We start from the raw sequence: 22,128 nt of genomic DNA on the forward strand, positions 1-22,128 counted from the left end.
AACAGGGAGTTAAGGATGGTAACGTTTCTTATAAAACTGATCACGGGATTGATCGCGGTGGTATTGTTGTTAAGTGCGGGCATGGTGGCCGCCACCTGGGAACCGGATCGCAGTGTGGAAGAACTGCGCGAGCGCTGGGCGCCACCCCCTTCCCAGTTTATAGAGGTTGGAGGCCAGTTAGTGCATTTGCGGGATGAGGGCCCGCGCCAGGATACAACCCCCATCGTGTTACTGCACGGCACCTCAGCCAGCCTGCACACCTGGGATGGCTGGGTTGCCGAATTAAGCCAGACCCGCCGCGTGATCCGTTTTGATCTGCCCGGCTTCGGCCTCACCGGCCCGGCGGCGGACGGCAACTACAGCCTGGCAGCCTATGTGGACTTTGTCATCGACGTGATGGACACCCTCGGTATTGAGCGCTTCGTGCTGGCGGGCAATTCCCTGGGCGGCAGCATCGCCTGGCGCACCACGGCGGCCCACCCCCAGCGCATCGAGAAACTGATCCTGGTGGATTCCGGTGGTTATCCCTTTGAAGCAGAGTCTATGCCCCTGGCCTTTGTGATATCCCAAACCCCCCTGCTGAACCGGATTATGGAGTTCACCCTGCCGCGCTCGGCGGTGGAATCCAGTGTACGGGATGTGTACGGCGACCCGTCACGGGTGACCCCGGAGCTGGTGGACCGCTATTTCGATCTCAGCCTGCGGGAGGGTAACCGTGGCGCCCTGCGCGAACGCTTTGCGCAACTGGAATATCAGGATCAGAGCGCGCTGGTACAAACCATACAACAGCCCACGCTGGTGATCTGGGGCGCACAGGATCGCCTGATTCCACCCAGTATCGCCCGGCGTTTTGAGCAGGATCTTCCCAATGGCCAACTGGTGATGTTTGCAGAGCTGGGCCATGTTCCCCATGAAGAAGCCCCCACCGAAACCGTAGCGGCTGTCACCAAGTTTCTTCGAAATATCAATAATCTGCATTGATGCCCCACCCCCCGCAGGGGGTGGCCGGCATGCCCTTCCGGAATCTGTCACCGCCGGCTGCCTTCCCGAACACATGCCGGGGCGGGTGTCCTTAGCCCCTCCGATCTGCTTTCGCACATAGTGCAATTAATAATTATTTGCATTATGATTTAGAAATGTTTTGGGGAATTAAAGGCCGAGAGTATGATTTCGCTAGATCAGGTTTGCGTGTCGCGGGGTGGGCGCCGCATCCTGGATTCCGTCTCAATCCAGCTGACACCGGGGAAGATCACCGCCATCGTGGGGCCCAACGGGTCCGGCAAAAGTTCCCTGCTGAAAGTCATGGTGGGGGCAATCGCGCCCACCGAAGGGACAGCCTGCGTGGACAGGCGGCCGCTGGCGGATTGGAAACGCAAGGAACTGGCCAGAGTACTGGCCTACCTGCCGCAAAGCTCCGAGCGTCCCAATGGCATGACGGTGGAAGAAGTAGTCGCCTGCGGACGCTTTGCTCACCTCCCCCCCTGGGCCAACCTGAACGCAGAAGACCGCGCCGTTGTTGCACAAGCGCTGCAGCAAACCGAGATGCTGAGCCAGGCGGAGGTGGTGGTGGACAATCTGTCCGGCGGGGAAATGCAACGGGTATGGCTTGCCACCGTGCTGGCTCAGGGTGCGGACCTGCTGCTGCTGGACGAACCCAACTCGTTTCTGGATCTATCCCACCAACTGGAACTGATGGAACTGATCCAACGCCTGAACCAGGATCTGAATAAAACCATTGCCCTGGTCATTCATGACCTGAACCAGGCCATCCAGTGGTGTGATGAGGTGGTGGTCATGAAAGCGGGCAAAGTACAGGCCGCCGGCGCCATTACCTTGCTGCAGGATCCGCTTCTACTGAAAGAGGTGTTCAACCTGTCCTGCCAGTTTGTCCGTGTGCCCGGCAACCACAAACCCGTGTTGCAAGCCAGCCTCTATAGAATGGAAAACGGTGCAGCATGAACCGTAGCGTGCTTATCCTGATATTTTGCAGCCTCTTGTTTGCCTGCTCGGACGCACTGGCGCTCACGGTGGTGCACGACGCCGGCACCACCGACATCAACGGCACACCGCAACGCATTGTGGCACTGACCTGGTCACAGGCGGAGATTCTGTTGACACTGGGGATAACCCCGGTGGGTGTGGCCACGGTACCCGGTTATCGCAAATGGCAGTCAAACTACCCACCCTTGCCGGATTCCGTGGTGGACCTTGGCCACCGTGGCAATCCCAATCTGGATGTGATCGCACGCCTGCAACCGGATTTGATTCTGGGTTATAACTTCCGCCACCAGAATCAACTGGAACGCCTGCAGGGCATCGCGCCCACCTTACTGTATCGTCAGTACCCCAGCGCCTCTGACCCGGATTTTCGCTACTTTCAGCAGATGCTGCGCATCACCCGGGAGTTAGGGAAACTGCTGCAGCGGGAGGCGGAGGCGGAGGCGGCCATCGAATCCCTGTTCACCACCATTGCCGATGCCGAGGCACGTATAGCCGCGGCAGGATTGGCGGGGCAACCGGTGGTGCTGGGCAAGTTTGTAGGCATGGGCATGGGCCTGCGGGTGTTCACCGATGCCGCCATGGCCGCCGACGTAGCCAACCAATTGGGGCTCAGCAATCAATGGCATCACGCTTTGCCGGGGCGGGATTTCAGTCATATCCAGTTACCGCAAATGCTGGCCCTGGGCAATTGCCACCTGATTATTTTTGGCGACGATTCCGATGAAACCCGTATCATGCAGCAATCCGCCATCTGGCCCCACCTGGAGTTTGTACAAAGTAATCGCGTTTACCGTGTACCGAACAGCTGGGGCTTTGGCGGCCCCGCCTCAGCCACGCGCATGGCACAACGCATCAGCGACGCCCTGTTGGAGCGTGCCCCATGAGCCCGGCCGCACCGCTGAATCCAGGCCGGGTCTATCTTCTCTTCAGCGGCTTGACCTGCGCCGTGGTGCTGTTGTGGCTGCTGGTGCAGCTCCCCCTGCCCTTGCATGAGCAACAAAAATTACTGCTGCGCCTGTATGAATTGCCCCGCTTCAGCCTGGCGCTGTTGTGCGGTGGCGCCATGGGCCTGGCGGGATTGCTGATTCAGCAGGTTATCCGCAACCCCTTTGCCAGCCCCTCCACCCTGGGCATCAACGCCGGCGCCATGCTGGGGGTTACGTTGACCGCCAGCATCGGCAGCCACCCGGGATTTTCGCCGGTGGGTGGATTGCTGGGTGGCCTGTTCGCCGGTGGTTTGACCCTGCTGCTGGCCCGGCGCCTTGGGGGCGGGCCGGTGCACATGGTCTTGATCGGCATGATCATCAACCTGGGGCTGAATGGTTTGGCGGCCATCCTGTTGCTGTTCTTTGAGAACTCCCTGGATGGCCTCTACATTTGGGGCGCCGGCAATCTGCACCTGCATGATTATTCCCTGTTGTGGTGGATCGGCACGGTATTGCTGTTGATCTTTCTGGGTATGGTGCCCCTGGCCCGCTCCCTGGATCTGTTCGCCCTGGGCGAAGAACGCGCCAGCAGTCTCGGGGTGGCGGTAAAACCCATTCAGATCATCGCACTTTGCGCGGCCATTCTGTTGGCTGCACTGGTCTGCAGCGTGGTGGGCATGATCAGTTTTGTGGGGCTGATTGCCCCCCATCTGGCCAGTGGCTGTGGCGCCCGTACCAGCGCGCAAAAAGCACTCTGGAGCATGGCCTGGGGCGCACTGATTCTGCTGGGAGCCGATGTGCTGGCACGGCTGCTGGGAGGCGACAACATCAGTGTGCCGGCCGGTGCGTTAACCACCTTGCTGGGGGCGCCCTGCCTGCTGTATTTCCTGCGTCACCGCAGCAAGCATGCATTTCACAGCCCCAGCAAACATACCTTGTCGTTGAGCGCACCCTTCCGGGTGCATGCCGGCCACGCCGCCGTGGTGTTGCTGGCCCTCACCAGCGCGGGAATCGCCTGTACCCTGTATCAAGGTGACCCCACGGCGGACTCTTTTGCATTACGCCTGCCGCGCCTGCTTTACGCGGTGTGCGCCGGCGCCGGTCTGGCCGCTGCCGGCCTTATACTGCAGCTGTTTTTGCGCAATCCATTGGCCAGCCCGGACATCACCGGCCTGACCCACAGCGGGGTATTGTGCGTGGTGCTGGCGGGGGTGTTCCTCTCCGGTATGAGCCAGGCAACCACCATCACCTTGTCCCTGCTGGGCAGTACCACGGGGCTGATGATCATGCTGTGGCTGAACCGGGGTGCCTTTTTCTCACCGGTGCGGCTGGCGCTCACCGGCATCGCCCTCACGGCCATCACCAGCACGGTCACACCCATCGTGTTTGCCCTGAGCGCCAACCAATCCACCGATGCCCTTATGTGGTTGTCGGGCACGACCTACACCGCCACCCTGCCAATGGCACTGGGTTATGCGTTACTAAGCCTGCTGCTGATGGCCACAGTCTGGTTGACCTGGCGTGCTATGAATTTGCTGCAATTGGGTAATCAATGGGCCATCAGCCTGGGCCTGAACCTGCAACGGGCGCGACTGCTGCTGTTGCTTATCGCCTCGGCATTCAGCGGGTTAGCCGTTGCCTTGGTTGGCGGCATCACCTTTATCGGTTTGATGGCACCCCATGCCGCACGCCTGTTGGGGTTATCCAACCACCAACAATTGATACCCATTACCTTACTGCTGGGTGCCTGCCTGATGGTGTGGGCGGACCTGGCAGCCCAGACCCTGATGCACCCCTATGAACTGCCCGCCGGGCTACTGGTATCCCTGCTGGGCGGGCTGTACTTCATCGGATTGATGTCAGTGGGCATTCGAATTCAGAAATAGAGATCAACACAAGTCTTTGGAGAGAGAGGCTTCCATCGCAGTTCTTATTGGGAGTAACAACATGAAAGACACATCGATGAAACACACATCGGTTAACATGAAGCCGGCCAATCTCAAACCGCTGGCCTGTGCCGTGGCCGCGTTCAGCGCCGCGGCCAGCTGTTCTGCCTGGGGGGCGGAACAGCTGGACACTGTCATGGTCAGCGCCTCACGGGTAACCGAAAGTGTGGCATCCATTCCTTACACCACCCAAATCGTAAGCGGTGATGCCATCGCCGAGCAGGCGCAACCGGGGCGTAATCTGGGCCAGATCCTGGGCCAGATGGTGCCGGGGCTGGCACCGGGGGACGACTCTGCCACCAGCGCCTACCAAACCCTGCGCGGACGCAAAGTGCTGGTGCTGATTGACGGTGTGGCGCAACGGGCCAGCCGTGACATTTCGCGCCAGCTCACCACCATTTCACCGCAGAACATCGAACGAGTGGAAATCATATCCGGTGCCACCGCGGTGTACGGTGCCGGTGCCACCGGCGGGGTGATCAATATCATCACCAAACGGGGCATCGATCAGGATACCCGTTTCAATACCAAGGTCGGTTTCACCATGAACACCCAGGATACCGATTCCGACGGCCTCACCTATTTTGGCTCACAAACCGTCAGCGGCATGGTCGGTGACATGGATTACCTGCTGAACATCAACTACGAACAGCGGGGCAATTTCTACGACAGTGAAGGCGATCAGATTGCCACCGATCCCAACCAGGTAAGCCGCGATAACAGTGATACACTGGATATTCTGGCCAATGTGGGCTGGCAGATTGATGAGCAAAGATCACTGCGCGTCAGCCTGGAGCACTTCAAGGAACAGCAGGATACGGATTATGCCGCGGACTTTGGTGAGCCCAGCGCCGCCTATCTTGGTTTACCCGCTGGGATTTTTGCCGCCGGCGGTGACTATACGCCGCGGCCGCAGGATGGCCTTCGCCTCAGCCAGCAACCGGAAACCAGCCGTGACAGCATTACCTTTGATTTTAATCACCAGGACTTTTTCGGCCACACCCTGCTGACGCAATTAAGTTATCGGGAGAACGAGTATTTTTACTATCCCTATCCAAGCAGTCCGCTGTTTCTGGACATCAACTGGTCCGGCGTGGTGGCAGCAGGCCCCACCAACATGAACCAACTGCTCGCCGCCGTAGCCGCCAACATTGACGGCGCCACCGGCACCCTGTTCCAAAGTCAGGTCAACACTGAAGTTCTGGATTTCAAACTGGCGCTGGACAAGCAATTTGCCTTCGACAGCAGCACACTGGACCTGACTTACGGCCTGGACTACATCCACGACGAAAGCGAACAGCGCTCCATCGTATACTCCTACAACGACTGGATCGGCAGCGGACAAACCGACTACAACCGCACCGGCGCAACCTATGACGCCGGCCCTGCCGCCACCACCGAAACCACCGCCCTGTTCCTGCAGGGCAAACTGGCATTGGATGAACACTGGACCTTCAAGGCCGGTGTGCGCTATGAACGGGCTGCAGTGGACGTGGACGACACCGTCTCTGGCATTGACATCGCCAACGCGGAATATTATCGGGCGGAGTTGCAGGACCCATTCCTGCAAGCCCTGGCCGGAGGGGTGGGCATGACACCAAACGCGTTCCTCGGCACCATTGTCAACACGGCGTCCAACCTGTACGGCTATGAGAACTACCTCACCTACAGCGATACCGCATACGAACGTGAAGGCGGCAAGGAAACCTATTCGGAAGCCCTGTTCAACGCCGGTGTGGTTTACGCGTTCAATGCCCAACAGGAAGCCTTCCTGAACTACTCAGAAGGCTTTACCGTACCGGACATGACCCGCCTGCTGCGCTCGGTGACGGTGTTGAGTGATGGCGGTGATCAGGGGCCGATCCTGGACGGCACCAACATCGATGCCACCAAAACCGATTCCTGGGATCTGGGCTGGCGTGGCCGCTTCGATACCATCACGGCGCAAACCTCCCTGTTCTACAACACCTCCGATCAGAACGTAGAGTTCGATCGTGAGACCGGCGTAGTGGTAATCCGGGATCAGGATGAACGCTTCTACGGTTTCGAAGCTTTGTTGGATGCCCGCTTTGATAACGGTACGATGGCCGGCTTTACCTACGCCCGTACCGTGGGTGAAACCAAATCCGATGATGGCCAATGGTATGCACTGGGTGTGGATCGGGTGGCCCCGGAAAAAATCACAGGCTATGTGGGCTACACCTGGGCCGATAGCGCAGACGCCCGCCTGCAAGTGACTCATCTGAGTGATTACAAGAAGGGCAATCAGGAAGCACCCGAAGATCTGCAAGCACAGGTGGTGCCGTTTGAGGGTTACCGAACCTTTGACCTGATTACCAACTTTTACACCTCGGTGGGGGATTTCACCGCGGCTGTGCGCAACCTCACCAACGCAGAGTACTACTCGGTATACAACCAGGTTCGCGGATATCCATCCGGTGGTGCATCGGCGTATCTGCCGGCTCAGGGTAGAACCTTCACCCTCAGTTACAGTATCGATTATTAAAGGCCGACCGGGCCCATCAGCAATAAAAAAGGGAGCCGATCATGTCGGCTCCCTTTTGCTTGTGGCTGCTATTGAGTTTTTACCGGTGGCGCGCAATGCCCGCTTAAGGTGTTAACTTTTCCTGCAGCCAACCCCTGGCCACCGCCTTATCCACGGAGGCAAAAATGGGGCATGGCATGGCAGCCTGCATTTTTGGCCCGGCCAGCCGCTCCACCGCACTGTCTTCCGCCGCCACTCGCGCCACCCCAACGCAGTACTGCGCCAGAAGCTCACGGTTCTGTTTAAACCATAACCCCATGGCGCGCCGCCCCGCATCGGAAAAGTCACTGTGTGTTGAGGTCATGGTCAGCAGTCCGAATGACTGCTGACGCTCAAACAGGGCATTCATTACTTCCAACCACTGATTGACCTGCGCTGCTGATGCCGGCCCGTTAAAGCATACTTCCACCAACGGCCAGCCATGCACTGAAATTGGTGCCTCTGTGTCATGCAGGTTACGCAACGTATCGCTCCTTTTCCGCCTGACCTTTGCCCCATTGCACAAAGCTGTTCTGCTCCAGATTATATAAACGGTAACCCAGCAGATCATTGACAATATTGGCTGAGCGCCAGGCCATTAGACTGGTTTGCGGATCAACAATACCATGATGGTGTCGGCTGGCGTTCACGGCGTAGATGTGATTTTGCTGACCATGCTCCCAGCGTACCTGGTAGTTATCCTGCATGGCCAACAGACCATCTTCTTCCCAACCAACCCGATCCAAAAGGGGCTCGAGACAGCCGGGAATCACTGTCTTGAACCCGGTGCAGAAAATCACAACATCCGCATCCAGCCACTCATCGGCCTGCTGATGATGCACCACCTGCAATGCATAGAGGGAATGCTGGTTCTGCATGGCCACCAGCTCACGGGAAGGCAACAGGGCATAGCCCTTGTTGCGACCCTGAACAATCTGGATCTGATACAACGACTGGTAAATTTCCTGCAGGGTAGATGGCGATATACCATCACTGGCCAGCTTTTGCCGGGCCACCAATTCACGTTTCTGCTGCCGGTTTAACGACAAAAAGTGCTGCACATAACCCGGCGTAAACAAATCGTTGGTGAACGGCGCTTCATCCAGTTGGTCAAAGTTACCGCGGCGTGACAACCAGACAACGGATTCGCACTCGCCCCAGCGCTCGCTGATCAATTCCAGAAAAACTTCAGCACCGGTCTGGCCACCACCCACCACCACCACCCGCTTACCGGCAAAGTTCCGCTGGCTATTGAGAATACTGCCACCATGAAAAATCTGTTGCCCCAAATGAGGGACGGCAAACTCCGGCACAAATGGCTGTGTTCCGGTGCCCAGGCAAAGGTGATCCGCCGACAGGATTCGATCATCGAAACGCAGCCAGAACCGACCCTGCTTATAATCGATCTCTCGTACATGGGCATTGAAATTCACCTGCGGCAGTTGCGCCGCCACCCACTCGAGATATTGCGCAAATTCCTGGCGGGAGATTGCCGCCTGCTCGGCGTTAATGAACGCGTAGAAACGGCCATGATCCACCAGAAACTTGAGGAAACTGTAGGGGCTGGTGGGATCCACCGGTGTCACCAGATCTTTCATCCAGGAAGTCTGCAAGCGGGCCCCCTGCAGCATCAGCCCCGGATGCCAGTGAAAGCTTTTCTTCTTGTCGAAAAGGGCGTAGCTCACGTCCGGCACCTTTTGCATCAGCGCCGCCACACTCAGATTGAAAGGTCCGGCGCCAATACCCGCCAGCGTAATGTGTTGTTGAATCATCAGGCGATCTCCTGTTGTTCCTGCCGCACTGCACTGCGCAGAGGGTTGCTTATGTCGGTTCCCAGAATGGGTAGCGGCCGTTGTGCCCGATCGGCATAGCCTTCAATAAATCGCACCCGGTTTATACACACCTTTTTGATGTTGGGGGTGAGCAGATCGAATAATCGAAAGCGCTCATGCAGCTGAGGGTACGCCCGCTGATATTCGGCAATCGAAAGCGCCAGCGTTGCGTAAAACGCTGTTTCCGACAGCAGGTTCTGCTCCTGCAGCAATGCGGAAAGGTAGCGCAGCACCGTCACAAAATGACCGGTCTGTAAATCATGGATCAGGTATTCGGGCGGCAATCGGGTCAGGGTTGCCCGCACGTCTTGCGGCAGCAATTGCAACTCGGCAAACGGTTGATCCACCAGCCGCAGATCCCCTTGCAGATCCTTGATGGCCAACCGCTTCGGTACGCCGTTTTCGGTAATCAGCGTCAGGTTCTGACCATGGGCAACCAGGCCCACTCCGTACTGACACATCAGGTGATACAGTGGCACCACTACCACATCGAACAACTTCCGCAGCCATTGCCGCGGCGGCAGCCCGGATTCAGCGATCACATGCTTTACCACGGCGTCGCCCTGATTATCCTGCTGTAAAAAGCCGGCCATCAACATGGCGCGCTCGTCACCATGCAGGTTTTTTTGTACGCTGTCGCGCCAGATAACACCCAGCATTTCCTGATAACGGTAAGGAGCCCCTTGCACCTGCCGATAGTCAGGATGGGCACAGGTGATGCCCACCGGCTCCCGTAATACCAGCGTGCCGCGATCATACAGCAACGGATCAGTCCGGCAGCGCTCGTCCAACCACGCAGACAAGCGGGCGCCCACTGCAATGTAGTGGCCGGGTATGCCCCGGTAACAGGAAGTGTTGAGTATGGTCAGCGGCAACTTGACATTGGGGGCCTGGGGAAAATCCAGATTGGCCAGTGTCCTTATGGATTGCAGCGGCAGATAGCGACAGCCGGCTTCACCCAGATCGACCAGCTCACCACGGGCAATCCACGCCTGGAAATGAATACGAATTTTATGCTGCCACTGCCATGGGTGCACCGGCAGCAAAATCCACTCTCCATTCAGACAGTCCACCCGGCTGCGCAGGGATTGATACTCCGCCGCAGACATGGCACTTTTGATCACCCCATCCAGGTCGCTGTCCTGTTCCAGCCCCACCACGCAGTGCGGTCTGGCAACCGCCACCCAACGCAACCGCAGGGGCTGATTGTACTCTGGTGCATAACGCGCCAGTTCATCGGCGCCCCAACCCAGGCGGCCTTTATTCAACACCGCTTTAGGGTGGCCATCCAGGTAGGGTTGCATGACATCCACATCCATCTGCGCCATCTGCCGGGCACTGACCGATTGGCGCAACCACCAGGACTGCAGATCACCCTGCAGGGTTTGCGCGCATTCCTCCAGCAGATTGGCCAGCACAATATCGTCCATACCCAATTCACCCTGGGCATCAATAAAAAACTGGGCTGCACTGTCCACCGGTTTACCATTACGCATGAGCGATTCCGCATTGAGTCGCAACTGTCCCCACAGACTCTGCCAGGCAAAAAAGCGGTAGCGGGCACCGGAGGCCAGGTTCAAAGTCCAGCAGTCGGCGCCGCCTTCCGGTACCAGGCATTCCTCATACTGCAGTTCACTGATGCATTTCGCCACCAGCACGCGGTTTACGTGCTGCCATAGGGCCTGTTGTGTCATCATCATGTTGCTTACGTCCTTATGGCAAAGGGATCAACTCAAAAAAACGCTCCCGGGTACATTCCAGTAACGCAGCCCGTTTATGGGGAAAATCGAACTCCTTCAGATTGTGGAAGGCCGGAATGGTGGCCAGATGTTTCAGCAGCGCCTTGTTGTCCGCCCGCGGCTCACCCATCACCCGCTGTGTGCGGGGGTCATCCAAAAACAGAAAATGGGTCAGCCCGGTAACCCAGGCGGTAAAGTAACGGGTGCCGAGAAAATTCACGTCGCCCACCAGCACATGCAGCCCGCGATCAAAATCCCCCGCGTCGTAATAGGGGCCCAGACGGTCCTCCCGGGTCCAGTACAACTCGAAATAACCAAACGGCACATCATCGAAACAACCAAAGACAGAAAAAATATGTTGGTCCGCCTGCCGCTGTTGCAGATACCGTTGCAATTCCGCTTTGGGCAGGCCCAACTCCCAGATCGGGGCGACTCTCGGCTGATTCATCCAATCGTGAAACAGATCCAGGTCGTTCACCGGATGCACCACTCTGAAGCTCAGGGTTTGTTTCAGTTCGGGAATATAGCGACGGTAAAACGCACCCTGTTCCGGCTGAGGTGGACGCCTGGGATGCCGCACCGCATTGGTAACGTGCCAGCAGGCAGGCTCCGGATAGACGCAACCTTTGTCCAGCCACAATTCCGGCCATTGATAAAAAACCCCGCGTTCAATCCAGTCATCCCGCAACATGCCTGCCGGTAACAGCGCACCGCAATCGCGCTGCCCCACACCGATACGCTGAACGCTGTGATGGCGGGCAAATACCAGATCCAGAATCAACAACAACGCCAACCGGCTGCGCCGGGCATCCTCTCGGCGGGCCGCCACATGCCAGTTTCGCATCAGCAGCGCCTGCTCACCGTCACGATTGAACTCCACCACCAAAGACAACTGATCGCTATCCAGCACCGCCCTCAGTTCGGCAACGCCGTGTTCCAGTAACATACTGGTTCTACCCAGCGCGGGCAGATCGAAGTGCCAGGCCTGAAAACCGGTTTCAGTCTGGATTTCCGTGTTGATGAATTGGCTGGTCATAATAATTCCTATTGGTTCTCCAAGGTCTCTAGCACACCAGGGTGGCCTGCAGCTTCGGTGCAGCATCCATGATGGCCACCGGATTGTGCACCGCACGATAAAGGGCAACGGGGTCTGCCAGGGTGTTCTCATTCATATCCGCCAACGAGCAGATAAAATTCCCTTTTTGCCACAAAGCATCCGCCTCCAGCAGGGTGCGGATAAAACTCTGATCCTGCCGTTGCCGGGTCAAGTGCTGCTGGAAGAAATCACGCAACTGGGCAATGAGTTCAGACTCGTCGATTAAACCATCGGCCCCCATGGCACCGATGACACCGAAGGTTGAATTGATAATGAGGTAGTAGGCGAACAACTTGTTGGCCATGTCATTATCGATCTGATTGTCCGCCGATTCCCCCAGCGCGTTGTGATCGAGCTTGAACAGGCGCGCGCCCACCGCGCTGAATCCGGTGCCCTGGCAATCACGAAAATAGCCGCACACCGGTAAACCATTCTGCAATCCCAGCACAATGTTCTGTTGATGGGCGCCAAACAACATGCCGTAATCCGCCTGCGCCAACAGCAACGGCTTCACCGCCACATCAAGATAGGCAGCAAACCAGCGGCGCGCCGCCTGCGCAAGATCCCAACGCCGGTGAAACGCCAGTGCCCGCACCTGCTCCGCCAGACGACTGCCCTGTTGCAGGGGATGATCCTGGGTCAGGGTGGCCAGTACGTTGTATTGCATACCACTCTGCTCGCGAATCGGGTTATCCCGAAACACCATCATGGATTCCAGCACCTGGTTGCCCTCGTCATCCAACAGGCACAAATAAGCCGGCTCCTGCATGATGCTGAACTGGCTGAAACGTTTGACAAACTGCTTGCCGGTGGCGGTTGCCAGCACTTTGCTGATCAGACAACCGCGCTCGGCTTCCGCTGGCTGCAGGTGTCTGACCGAGTTGGTAAGGCGCACACTGAGAGAGAACTTGAGCATGTAGGGTGCGTGTTCCGCATAGATGGAGCGCATGGATGACGTGGCATGCCAGCTCTGCCCCTGTTGCGGCAGGGCAATAATGTGCTTGTCGGCAAAAGCCCGGCGTAATGCCGGCAGCTTCTGTAATTTACGCAGTTGCCAGGGGTGAGCCGGGATCAGGGCATATCCGCCGGGCACTTGGGCATAATCGCTGGTGAGTGATGGATCGGCATCAATCAGTTGCTGCACCCGTTGCCGCAACGTCACGCTGTCTGCGCTGTGATAGTGAAGGTATTGTTTGCGCACCAGCATCCAGGCCAACGCAAAACCACTGCCCCCTTCAGGGCCATATTGCACCGCTTCGGTGAGCGTCATGGGCTGGCGGACTTTGGGGGCCGGGTGCACCGAATGCCCCACCAGCAACGCCTGCTCGGCCTCGCGAAAACTCAGAGGCGAGGCAAAGAGTTTGTCGATTTCCTTGTCACGCAGCGCCAACAGCAGCTCAAGATTGCGATGGCTCTCTATGATGCGTTCCAGAAACCGGGCCATGGCGCCGATGGTGCCATTGGTCTGCAGGGCGGCGTTTTCCACCAGCATTTTTGCCAGACACAGAAACCTGACATGGCGGCAATGGCCGTTGTCCACAAACTCGCAGCGGGCCGGCATACTAAACCGATGGCGGCCACACTGGGACCAGTACTGCACCCCCACCCACAATGTCTGCCGCCCCATGGGAATAATCAGTACCTGGGCCGGGAAGCCCGCTGCCTGCCACGGTTCCGGGCTGGTTCCCACACGCCAGTCATCAAACTCCCTGACGTAGGCATTCAAAAAGCAATTGGTGGAAAGGTAATCTGCCGCTTCGGAAATAGAAGTATCCATGACTATCGACCCGCTGTGATATTTTACGGGGCTAAGATATCGTGTATCATTCGCAAATGCAAACAATTCTCATTACAAAAGACTTCGGTGTAAGAATCCATTGAATAACCACAAGATCAGTTGGGCGGTGAGCCCCATGGGCCTGGGCCAATCCGCCCTGCTGGTGTTTCTTCCGCTGCTGGTGGAACTGACGGCGCTTGGCTACAGCCAGTGGGCACAACTGTTCGCAGTGGGCATGGCCACCTATGTGATGGGCAGCCTGGCCTGGCCGTTGCTGTTGCCCATACTGGGTCACCGCCGTTGCCTGCTGCTGGGTCTGGGGGGATACGCCGTCAGTGCGCTGCTGTTCACCCTGGTGCTGTGGCTGCACACAACCCAGCAGATCGATCAGAGCCAGGGCTACTGGGGGTTCAGCATGAGCCGCCTGCTCTATGGTGCCTTCGCCTCGGCGCTGTTGCCGGTGGTGCAAAGTTGGAGTGCTGAGATCACCGCACCGGAACAGCGTTTACAGGCGTTCAGCCGCATCAGTCTGCAACTGGCGGCATCCCGCGCCCTGGGTCCGGTGCTGGCCGCCGGGTTGAGTTGGCTGCACTGGATTCTGTTACCCCTGCTGCTGGCCCTGTGGCCCCTGCTGCTGGCCCTGCTGTTGTTTCCGTATCCCGCCCCGGCCAGCACAAAACCGCGGTTACCCTGGCAGCGATCCGTATTGGGCATGATGCCTCCGGCCTGGCTGGGCCTGATCGCACTGCTGACCACTGCGTTTGCCAGCAGCCTGCAGTTTCAACTGAGCCCGGCCCTGCAGGCGCTGACCGCAGCCGACCCGGAGCAGCTGAGCCTGCTGCTGGCCGCACTCATGCTGGCGGCGGCGGTGCTGGGGGTGGCGGCACACAAGCTGCAAATCCGACAACCACCCCACGACCCCCAGATTCGCCAACTGTGGATTGCCTTGCTGCTGGGGGTCAGTGCAATCGCCCTGCTCAGTACGCACAACCCCTGGTGGTTCGCCGCCATCACACTGATCATGAGTACGGCGCTGGCCTGGTTAACCCCCCTCTACAGCACACAGCTTTCATTGCACGCCCACGAGCAACATCTGGTGGCCGGGCAACTGGGCATCACCCATATCAGCGGGCACCTGCTGGGCCTGTCCATTACCGCCCTAGCGTTAGAACAATCCCTGAACTGCGTTTACATCTGGCTGGTGATGCTGGGTGCCTTACTGGCGGTGACCAGCTTGTCGTATCGCCCCCAATGTGGCGCAACACAACCTGTCCGATAGACGGCGTGGGGCGCCATCTGGTACAACTCTGGAACTTGTTAACTCTTTGTCCGTCAGCAGGATATGTGTATGTCGCGTGTGTTGGTTGCTTTGCTATTGCTTGCTCTGGGGGGAGCCGCCGGCCTGCTGCTCTCAACAAAATTTCAGCTTGGCGCCGAGGGCCTGCAGTACCGCCCCGTACAACGCTTTGCCGACGGTGGTATCTACGCCGGCCCCCTGGACGCCGACGGGCTGGCCACCGGCAGCGGCAGCATGGTCTGGCCCAATGGGGATCGTTATGAAGGGGAGTTCCATCGCGGCATGATGCAGGGCAACGGCAGGTTGACCACCCCCTATGGCTTTCGCTACCAGGGGGAGTTTGCGCAAGGCCAGCCACACGGCCGGGGCACCATGGAGTTTACCGACGGTGCGATCTACATCGGGGCGGTGGAACAGGGCAACATGCAGGGCCAGGGCACGCTGACCTACGCCAACGGCAACCTCTACGAGGGGGAGTTCAAACTCAATGTGCAGGATGGCAGTGGCACCTGGATAGTGCAAAATAACCACACCTATCGCGGCCAGCTGAAGCACGCGCTGTACCATGGTCGGGGCGACATCACCTACACCACCGGTGATCGTTACACCGGGCAGTTCCACGAAGGCAGCTACCACGGCGCCGGCCGATTTGTGACGGCACTGGGGGATGCCTACGATGGTGCGTTCAGCAACAACGTTTTTAGCGGCAAAGGGGTCATCACCTCTGCCGACGGTTCCACTTACGTGGGCGAGGTCAAAGACTGGATGGCCCACGGCAACGGTATCAAAACCGACCCCGAAGGCAATCAGTATATCGGCCAATTTGCCAACGGCATGCTGCAGGGCGAAGGCGAGTACGTGGGCGCCGACGGGGAACGTTATCAGGGTCATTTTGAGTATGGCCAATATTCCGGGGCGGGAGAACTGTGGACGGCGGCAGGGGACCACTACCGGGGAGAGTTCGCCTATGGCACTCAACATGGCGCGGGGGAATGGGTCTCCGCGCAGGGGGAGCGCTATCAGGGGCAATGGCGCCGGGGTCAACTGATCTCGGCCCAAGGCGACATCACCATTCACAAACCCGAAAGCATTGTTGAGCACGCGTTATATCAACAGGTTCCCATGCTGGAGGCTGCTCTCGCCAAGGTCACCGCAGGCCGGGATGATCGCATTGAACTGTTCACCCTGGCCATCGCGCCCTATGGTTCGGAAGAGGTGTTCAACCGCGAAATCAATTATATCGAGCAGGATTTTCACGCCCGTTTCGGCAATGGAGAGCATTCCATTTTCTTAAGCAACAGCCGGCGCACACTGGATCAACACCCCTTGGCCACCCTCACCAGCGTAGAGAAGAGCCTGTCCACCTTGGCAGGCCATATGAATCCCGGAGAAGACATTCTGTTTCTGTACATCAGCAGTCACGGCTCACCGGATAAAACCATTGCCTTTGAACAGCCCGGCCTTGCCATGGAAGATCTGTCGGCACAGGCCCTCAGCACCATGCTGGAGCAGTCCGGCATCAAATGGCGGGTGATTGTGTTGTCGGCCTGCTATTCCGGTGGTTTCATCGATGCCCTGCAGAATGATCACACCCTGGTGATCACGGCCGCTGCCGCCGACAAGCCATCCTTTGGTTGCGCCGACAATAACGACTTCACCTACTTTGGCGAAGCCTACTTCAAGGAAGCCCTGCCCAGAAGCACTGGTTTTGTGGAGGCCTTTAGTGTGGCCGAAAGCATTATTAAAGATTGGGAAGCCCGGGAGCAAAAAGATCATTCCCATCCGCAAATCGCCCACGGCAACGCCATTCTTGAACAACTGGAAAAATGGCGCGCCCAGCCGGCCGCCAGCGGCCAGAGCCTGAGCGCTTTGCCCGCGATCACTGATCGATGAGAATCAGTTTCCCGGTTTTTGCATCCCGGTACACGGTGCCCACGCTTTCCATGCCCTGGGCCGCGGAGCCCTGCCCGGAAAGGGTATCCGGTAGCTCCAGCAATTCTTTGCCGGTGGTGACTTCCACCGGCTCCAGGGAAAAGTGCTGACGTAATTCCTGACTTTGCGTAATCAGCGCGATCAACAAACCCAAAGCAAACACCAGCATCACATCCATGATGTTGGCGAAGCCGGACAGGGGATCGGTGTCCTCTTGCTGAAAACGTCCGCCATTGAGCAACTGACGTTTCGCCGCAGGGGTGGAAGGGGTGTTATCCATGCTGCTGCCCCTGTTCCAGTGTCTGCATGGCCTGTTCATACCAGCGGCGCCGGACGCGGCCCAGCCCATAACCCAGCAGGCCGATCAACAAACCCAGCACCGTGGTGTCAAACGCCACCGTCATGGCAGTGGCAAGGATTTCAATATCGCCGCTGCCCAGGGCGGACAATCCCGGCCCCAGGGGAATCAGTGTTCCCATCAAACCCAGTATGGGGCCGCTGCGGGCCAGCAGGTCCACCCGTTCCAAACGGCGCACCGCATAGTGTTCAAAGGGCCGCAAGCCTGCCCCCTGTTGACGGGACAAGGCCCCCAGTTTTTCAGCCAGCGCGATGCCGCTTTCCCACAGCACGGCCACCACGCACAATGCCAGGCCGATCAACACCGGATAAAGAAGCCAGCCCACCACATGATGCAGAATCCCCAACACCAAACCATGAATCATAGTATTACCCTCGTTAATCAATAGGGCCGTGCTTGCCAGGCACGACGAAAACCGCCGGCCAACACCAGCACCATCAGTAAACCCAACACCAGATACGCCAGTTGCACTTTGTCACTGGGTTGGATCGCATTGTCAGAGGCCGTTTTCTGGGGTGCCACTTCGGCGTTGTTCTGCGCGGTCGCCGTGCTCAGCTGGATCTCGGTGGCGCGGTGAATTTCCGGCTCACTGTCCCCCTCGGCACGGGCCGCATCGATGACGGCTTTCAACTGCTGCCATTGGGCAGGATCAAGAAATCCCTCCAACCAGGGCAACATGGGATGATCCGGCACGGTGTGACCACTGCCGGGCAAACCGTTGGCCACCACCAGCTGGGCAAAGTTCTGCGCCAGTTGCCGTACGGTTTCCGAATCCGCATTCCAGAACTTCTTGTGCACGGCCACCAGCATGATGGCCAGCATGTTGGATTTCACGTGGGCGTTGTGCCCCTGCTCCAGAAATGCATCCAGGCCCAGCCCGTAGCGATCATCCATGTAGACCTCTTTCACTTCCTGCCAGGCCCAATCCCCCACCAGGCTGGGGTTGGTCACCTGCCAGCCCCACAGGTATTCCAGGAACTCACTGCCCATGGTGCGGGCCCCGGCATAACCATGCTCCATCAGCCCACTGAGCCATTGTGGATTCAGGAAACGACCCCGCAGTTCCTGGCGCAACGCCAGGCCCAATGGTTGCGTCACCACACGCTCCGGATCGGCGTGGTTAATCACAAAATTATGGGGTGCCGTGCCGGTCAGGGATTCCACCGCCAGGCTCAGGCCGCCGAGATAATCGAAGGCATCATTGTTATCAATCAGGCCGTACAGGTTACTGGAGCGCCCCAGGTAGGTATTTTCCACATCCGCCAGCACATGCCGAAACGCCCCCTGTGCCGCCATGCCGAAGTGCTGCTGATTGAAGCCGTGTCCCAGTCGACGCAAGTACACATCGGCCAGTTCCTCCCGCTGTTGCCAGGCACCGGAACGCTCCACCAGGCGATTGACGCCGGCGCCATAACTGCCCGGTGCGTCACCGAATACCCGCAGCGTGGACAGCAAGGCGGCCTGCTCCGGCGTGCGCCCCTGCGCCAGTAACGCCCGGCTGTCCTGCACCCAGTGTGCCGCCACCTGGTTCTGCCGCAAGGATTCCCGACCGCCTTGTTGCAATTTGCCCAGCGGTTGCAGTGCATGCTGCAGTGTCTGCGCCAGTGCCGGATGCTCCCCCACAATACGATCGGCAGAGGCATCCAGTGCCAGCAACACCGCCCGATCCAGCATCACCATCTGCTGACCGTACAGATCCCGGAACAAGCCGGAGGTGGTGAACACCATGTCCCGCCGCACCCGCTCTTTATCCAGAGTCTGATGTTTGAGTCCTTTCACCAGGCCGCGACTGTTCCACACCGGTTCCAGCCCCAGCATATCCAGCGCAAAGGCAATCATCACCCCTTCATCCCGCACCACGTCCGAGGCCCACAATACCTGCGCTTCCCGCTTGTCCGGATTCTGGGCGTTGTTGGCACGGGCATCCTGTGCCATCGCCTGCCCCAGCTCCCAGGCCACCGGGCTGGGTATCAGGCTGTTATCCAGGGCAAAAAAGTTGCGCCCGGTGGGCAGGCTTTCAGGGCTGCGAATAGGGTCATTGCCTTTGCCGGGTGACACAAACCGGCCGGCCAGGCCATTCAACAGTGCCTGCATTTCACTGCCGGGTGACTGCTGCAGCAGTGTTTGCCAGCTCTGCCGTTGCCGGTGGTCTTCCGGTGCCATGGAATCCAACATCATGTCCACCGCCGGGGCTTTCCAATCGCGGCCGAACACATGCAGACCCAATGGCATAAACCGTTCCTGCAGATCCGTGAGATAGTGGCCGACTTCGTGCACCAACATATCGTCGTCCACTTCGTCAAAGCCAATGCCCATCACCGATAATTCCGCCGACATGGCCTCGGCCAGCTCCTCTTTCAGTTCCAGGGCATCCACTTTCTCGCGAATCTGCTGAACCAGTTTGCTGGTCAGTGCTTTGTTATTACTGTCGTGATGGGATTCAAAGCTCTCAATCAATTGCCGCAGCTGCAGCAACTCATCATACAGCGGTGTACTTTGCAGCGGCGGTGTCAGGTGATCCACCATCACCGCCAGGCCACGCCGCTTGGCCTGAATGCCTTCACCAACACCGTCAACAATATAGGGGTACACACCGGGTACATCGGCGGCAATCAGGCGGGAATAATCGTCACCGGCCAGGCCCACAGACCGTCGCGGCAGAAATTCGTAGGTGGAGTGGCGCCCCACATGCACAATCACATCCACTTTGAAAACATCGCGCAAGTAATGGTAATAGGCCAGATACTGATGCGGAGGCGGAAACGCCAGGTTGGCGTGCAACAACTCTTCATTGATTTCCCATCCGCGGGGTGGCTGCGGACTGATAAACACGTTACCAAACTGCAACCCGGGTATCAGAATCTCACCACCGTGAACCATGACTTTGCCGGGCGGTTGGCCCCAACCACCCAATCCCTCAATGCCGGTTTTACGCAATGCGGTGATGATTTTGCCGGCTTGTTCCCAACAGGGTGTTGATGTGGCGGCAATACTCTGCTCATAACAGGTTTGCAGCTGCCCCAGCAGGTCCAGCGCCCTCTCCCTGCCTTTATGGTCCACGCCTTCCAGCAGGTGCAGCATCTCTTCCATGGTGTGATCCAGCTTCGCCTGGGCCAGCTTGGGTTGCCCGGCATTCAATGCCCACTGCAGTTGCTCGTGCAACAGGCCAAATGGTCCGTGCACCATTTCCTGCTGTATGACGGTGGGCAGGGTTGCAAAATAGGATTGATACTGTTGCGGTGACAGGCGGGTAATCAGCGGGCTCATCTGGGTGAGGGCCGCAACGTCGTTGGGCAGGTTGACACCGCGGGCCTGCATGGCATCCAGCAAGGCATCCTGCGAACCGGGCAGTTGCTCAACGTTATAGCCGTTGCTTTTCAGTTCATTGAGGATCTGCCACAGCGTCGCGGGCACATCCAGGTTGTCGGCACCGATATTGTGACGCCCGGGGGGATGATTGTAGTAAACAATCGCCACCCGTTTATCGCCATTGGCAAGACGCTGCAGGCGCTGCCAACGCTGCACCCGTGCCATCAGGGTAGCCACACCGTCGGCAACGGCCACAATGGGTTGAATCCGGATTCCGGATACCGCGTCCTGCTGAACGGCACCGGCGGCGGCCACCACCAACGGTTGACTGGCACCCTGCATTTCCGGCATGGAAACCTGGTAATAGACTTTATCCACCGCAATCCCATCCGCCGACAGTTGCCATTGCGCCAGTGTACGATCCCGCAGCTTGATCGCCTTCAGCACCGGAACATTGAGCCTGATAAGCAGCTCGGTGGCCTGCTCACGGCCCTCGCCGCCGCCCATCACAAAATCCTGCAACATCACCACCGATGCGATCCGGGGCGCCAGGGGTTGCAGTGACTCCAGGGCCTGAACGCTGGCATCGCCCCAGGTGGCCAGCCCCACCAGACATTCCAGATCGTGCGCCGTTGCCGCCTGTGCGCACATCCGGCTTAGCAGATTGCTGTCACTGGGCCGCTCACCGCCGGCGTGATCCAGTATCACCACCACTGGCCGCCGGGATTGGAGTTTAGGTAGGCGGGCGGAATACTGCTGCTGATACCACCAGCGTAAGCGGGGTTGGGGCCGGGCTGGTTGCGCCTGAATCCGGGCACCGGACTGCTGCGCCATCCAGGTCAATAACCGAATGCTGTTTTCCGCCCCCCCGGCCTGCCAGTAGCTGCGCGCCCGCAACCAGGGTGCCTGCCCGGGGTATTGCGCCAGCAAGGCGGTCAGCCAGCCATCAAAGTCCCCATCCGGCCGTTGTGCCGAAAGGGATTCCACCGTGTTTTTATCCGGGAAAACCGCGTTACCTGCCACTTTGCTTTGGAGAACCAAACGGTGATCACTGTTGAACAGCAACAGATTCGCGATCGGTTGTTGCCGTAAATCGTTCGCCAACTCGTTGACCACGGCACCAAACAAACCGGCCCCGGCAACATAATCCGCCCCCGCCAGCAAGGCACGCCGTTGGTCGGCGGGCAACTCCAGCAATTGCGTGTCGGTCCGGGCCTGAATCCGAATATCGGGGTGTAGCTGCGCCACACGTCGCGCCGCCTCTGCCACTGTTTCGGCATTGCGCTGCGACACCAGAAGCAGTATTTGCGTGGGCTTGGACATGGCAGAAGCCGCTGATTGGGGCACGGCCCACAGACTGGTACTGCACAGCATGGCGCAGCACCACAGGA

Annotated in this window: 15 protein-coding genes; 7 read left to right on the forward strand and 8 right to left on the reverse strand. The window is 58.5% G+C overall.

The annotated features are described in order from the left end of the window. The first annotated feature begins 15 nt into the window (after positions 1 to 15). The 5 genes from D9N13_RS06205 to D9N13_RS06225 all read left to right on the forward strand — a co-directional run bounded on the left by D9N13_RS06205 (position 16) and on the right by D9N13_RS06225 (position 7,379). Positions 16 to 981: an alpha/beta fold hydrolase gene (locus D9N13_RS06205; protein WP_290587324.1), complete on the forward strand. Its 966-nt coding sequence runs from the start codon at positions 16 to 18 to the stop codon at positions 979 to 981. Positions 982 to 1,164: 183 nt separating this feature from the next. Next, entirely contained in the window at positions 1,165 to 1,959 is a 795-nt protein-coding gene (locus tag D9N13_RS06210) for an ABC transporter ATP-binding protein (protein WP_290587326.1), read from the forward strand. Next, positions 1,956 to 2,885: an iron-siderophore ABC transporter substrate-binding protein gene (locus D9N13_RS06215; RefSeq protein WP_290587328.1), complete on the forward strand. Its 930-nt coding sequence runs from the start codon at positions 1,956 to 1,958 to the stop codon at positions 2,883 to 2,885. Before D9N13_RS06210 ends, D9N13_RS06215 begins: the two co-directional genes overlap by 4 nt. Next, entirely contained in the window at positions 2,882 to 4,813 is a 1,932-nt protein-coding gene (locus tag D9N13_RS06220) for an iron ABC transporter permease (protein ID WP_290587330.1), read from the forward strand. Before D9N13_RS06215 ends, D9N13_RS06220 begins: the two co-directional genes overlap by 4 nt. A 61-nt stretch (positions 4,814 to 4,874) precedes the next feature. Further along, the gene (locus D9N13_RS06225; protein WP_290587332.1) at positions 4,875 to 7,379 is read left to right on the forward strand and encodes a TonB-dependent receptor; all 2,505 of its coding nucleotides are present in this window, start codon (positions 4,875 to 4,877) and stop codon (positions 7,377 to 7,379) included. Between the two features lie 103 nt (positions 7,380 to 7,482). Here D9N13_RS06225 and D9N13_RS06230 read toward each other — a convergent pair whose 3' ends face one another. The 5 genes from D9N13_RS06230 to D9N13_RS06250 are packed head-to-tail and all read right to left on the reverse strand — an operon-like array spanning position 7,483 to position 13,841. Continuing rightward, complete coding sequence (locus D9N13_RS06230) at positions 7,483 to 7,881, reverse strand: hypothetical protein (RefSeq protein WP_290587334.1); 399 nt, start codon at positions 7,879 to 7,881, stop codon at positions 7,483 to 7,485. Continuing rightward, positions 7,874 to 9,169 carry a lysine N(6)-hydroxylase/L-ornithine N(5)-oxygenase family protein gene (locus D9N13_RS06235; protein ID WP_290587336.1) on the reverse strand — a complete coding sequence of 432 codons (1,296 nt, stop codon included), beginning with the start codon at positions 9,167 to 9,169 and terminating at the stop codon, positions 7,874 to 7,876. Before D9N13_RS06235 ends, D9N13_RS06230 begins: the two co-directional genes overlap by 8 nt. Then, positions 9,169 to 10,929 carry an IucA/IucC family protein gene (locus D9N13_RS06240; RefSeq protein WP_290587338.1) on the reverse strand — a complete coding sequence of 587 codons (1,761 nt, stop codon included), beginning with the start codon at positions 10,927 to 10,929 and terminating at the stop codon, positions 9,169 to 9,171. Before D9N13_RS06240 ends, D9N13_RS06235 begins: the two co-directional genes overlap by 1 nt. 13 nt (positions 10,930 to 10,942) lie before the next feature. After that, positions 10,943 to 12,004 carry a GNAT family N-acetyltransferase gene (locus D9N13_RS06245; RefSeq protein WP_290587339.1) on the reverse strand — a complete coding sequence of 354 codons (1,062 nt, stop codon included), beginning with the start codon at positions 12,002 to 12,004 and terminating at the stop codon, positions 10,943 to 10,945. A 28-nt stretch (positions 12,005 to 12,032) separates the two neighbouring features. Beyond that, positions 12,033 to 13,841: an IucA/IucC family protein gene (locus D9N13_RS06250; protein WP_290587342.1), complete on the reverse strand. Its 1,809-nt coding sequence runs from the start codon at positions 13,839 to 13,841 to the stop codon at positions 12,033 to 12,035. A 100-nt stretch (positions 13,842 to 13,941) separates the two neighbouring features. Here D9N13_RS06250 and D9N13_RS06255 point away from each other — a divergent pair, with 100 nt between their 5' ends. Together D9N13_RS06255 and D9N13_RS06260 are read left to right on the forward strand one after the other, a co-directional pair. Beyond that, positions 13,942 to 15,120 carry an MFS transporter gene (locus D9N13_RS06255; RefSeq protein WP_290587344.1) on the forward strand — a complete coding sequence of 393 codons (1,179 nt, stop codon included), beginning with the start codon at positions 13,942 to 13,944 and terminating at the stop codon, positions 15,118 to 15,120. A 69-nt stretch (positions 15,121 to 15,189) separates the two neighbouring features. Further along, positions 15,190 to 17,031, forward strand: coding sequence for a C13 family peptidase (locus D9N13_RS06260; RefSeq protein ID WP_290587346.1), 1,842 nt, complete (start codon positions 15,190 to 15,192; stop codon positions 17,029 to 17,031). On the opposite strand, the gene D9N13_RS06265 is transcribed toward D9N13_RS06260, so the two are convergent. The 3 genes from D9N13_RS06265 to D9N13_RS06275 are packed head-to-tail and all read right to left on the reverse strand — an operon-like array spanning position 17,018 to position 22,111. After that, a complete protein-coding gene (locus tag D9N13_RS06265) occupies positions 17,018 to 17,350 on the reverse strand; it encodes a DUF2149 domain-containing protein (RefSeq protein WP_290587348.1) in 333 nt (110 codons plus the stop codon). The two genes, D9N13_RS06260 and D9N13_RS06265, sit on opposite strands and share 14 nt — an antisense overlap. Next, positions 17,343 to 17,792: a MotA/TolQ/ExbB proton channel family protein gene (locus D9N13_RS06270; protein ID WP_290587350.1), complete on the reverse strand. Its 450-nt coding sequence runs from the start codon at positions 17,790 to 17,792 to the stop codon at positions 17,343 to 17,345. Before D9N13_RS06270 ends, D9N13_RS06265 begins: the two co-directional genes overlap by 8 nt. Positions 17,793 to 17,809: 17 nt before the next feature. Beyond that, a complete protein-coding gene (locus tag D9N13_RS06275) occupies positions 17,810 to 22,111 on the reverse strand; it encodes a cobaltochelatase subunit CobN (RefSeq protein WP_290587352.1) in 4,302 nt (1,433 codons plus the stop codon). Between the last annotated feature and the right edge of the window lie 17 nt (positions 22,112 to 22,128).

This window comes from Ketobacter sp. GenoA1, assembly GCF_003671475.1.
Taxonomy (GTDB): domain Bacteria; phylum Pseudomonadota; class Gammaproteobacteria; order Pseudomonadales; family Ketobacteraceae; genus Ketobacter.